We start from the raw sequence: 1,982 nt of genomic DNA, 5'->3' as shown, positions 1-1,982 counted from the left end.
TTTACCGAAGTAAGCAATACAGTAGTAGACGGCTGTGGAGAAATCGTACGTCAATGGGAATCAACTGACAACTGTGGCAACACAGTAAGTCACACCCAAACTATCACAGTAACCGATACCACTGCACCAACTTTATCAGCAGAACCAATCGATATTTCAGTAGACTGTGAAGCCATACCATCAGTACCAACGATTACAGCGACTGATAATTGTGATACTGTAGTAGACGTGGTATTTACCGAAGTAAGCAATACAGTAGTAGACGGATGTGGAGAAATTGTACGTCAATGGGAATCAACTGACAACTGTGGCAACACAGTAAGTCACACCCAAACTATCACAGTAACCGATACCACTGCACCAACTTTATCAGCAGAACCAATCGATATTTCAGTAGACTGTGAAGCCATACCATCAGTACCAACGATTACAGCGACTGATAATTGTGATACTGTAGTAGACGTGGTATTTACCGAAGTAAGCAATACAGTAGTAGACGGATGTGGAGAAATCGTACGTCAATGGGAGTCAACCGACAACTGTGGCAATACAGTAAGTCATAGCCAAACCATTACAGTAACCGATACAACTGCACCCGTATTATCAGCAACACCGACCGATGTAAGTGTCGATTGTGAAGCCATTCCATCGGTACCAACAATCACAGCGACGGACAATTGTGATAGCGTAGTAGATGTAATTTTTACCGAAGTAAGCAATACGGTAGTAGACGGATGTGGAGAAATCGTACGTCAATGGGAATCAACAGATAATTGTGGCAACACAGTAAGCCATACTCAAACCATTACAGTAACCGATACAACTGCACCCGTATTATCAGCAACACCGACCGATGTAAGTGTCGATTGTGAAGCCATTCCATCGGTACCAACAATCACAGCGACGGACAACTGTGATACCTCAGTAGATGTAGTATTTACTGAAGTAAGCAATACGGTAGTAGATGGCTGTGGAGAAATTGTACGTCAATGGGAATCAACCGACAACTGTGGTAATACAGTAAATCATACCCAAACCATTACGGTAACCGATATGACTGCACCAATTTTATCAGCAGAACCAATCGATGTAAGTGTCGATTGTGAAGCCATTCCATCAGTACCAACGATTACGGCAACCGATAATTGTGATAGCGTAGTAGACGTAGTATTTACCGAAGTAAGTAATACGGTAGTAGACGGCTGTGGAGAAATCGTACGTCAATGGGAATCAACCGACAACTGTGGCAATACAGTAAGTCATAGCCAAACCATCACAGTAACTGATACGACTGCACCAACCTTATCAGTAGAACCAGCAGATGTAAGTGTCGATTGTGAAGCCATTCCATCAGTACCAACGATTACAGCAACTGATAATTGTGATACCGTAGTAGATGTAATCTTTACCGAAGTAAGTAATACGGTAGTAGACGGCTGTGGAGAAATCGTACGTCAATGGGAATCAACTGACAACTGTGGTAATACAGTAAGTCATACCCAAACCATTACGGTAACCGATACGACTGCACCAATTTTATCAGCAGAACCAATCGATGTAAGTGTCGATTGTGAAGCCATTCCATCAGTACCAACGATTACAGCAACTGATAATTGTGATACCGTAGTAGATGTAATCTTTACAGAAGTAAACAATACGGTAGTAGACGGCTGTGGAGAAATCGTACGTCAATGGGAATCAACTGACAACTGTGGTAATACAGTAAGTCATACCCAAACTATCACAGTAACCGATACCACTGCACCAACTTTATCAGCAGAACCAACCGATATTTCAGTAGACTGTGAAGCCATACCATCAGTACCAACAATCACAGCGACTGATAATTGTGATACCGTAGTAGATGTAATCTTTACAGAAGTAAACAATACGGTAGTAGACGGCTGTGGAGAAATCGTACGTCAATGGGAATCAACTGACAACTGTGGTAATACAGTAAGTCATACCCAAACTATCACAGT

General features: G+C 42.1%; 1 pseudogene. It reads left to right on the top strand.

Features of this window, described 5'->3' with window-relative positions:
* Positions 1-1,982: pseudogene (locus tag Q4517_RS15360) on the top strand (gliding motility-associated C-terminal domain-containing protein); the annotation flags it as partial.

The sequence above is a fragment of the Tenacibaculum sp. 1_MG-2023 genome (assembly GCF_030547425.1).
Classification (GTDB): Bacteria; Bacteroidota; Bacteroidia; order Flavobacteriales; family Flavobacteriaceae; genus Polaribacter.
This window is presented reverse-complemented; position numbering and strand designations above follow the sequence as displayed.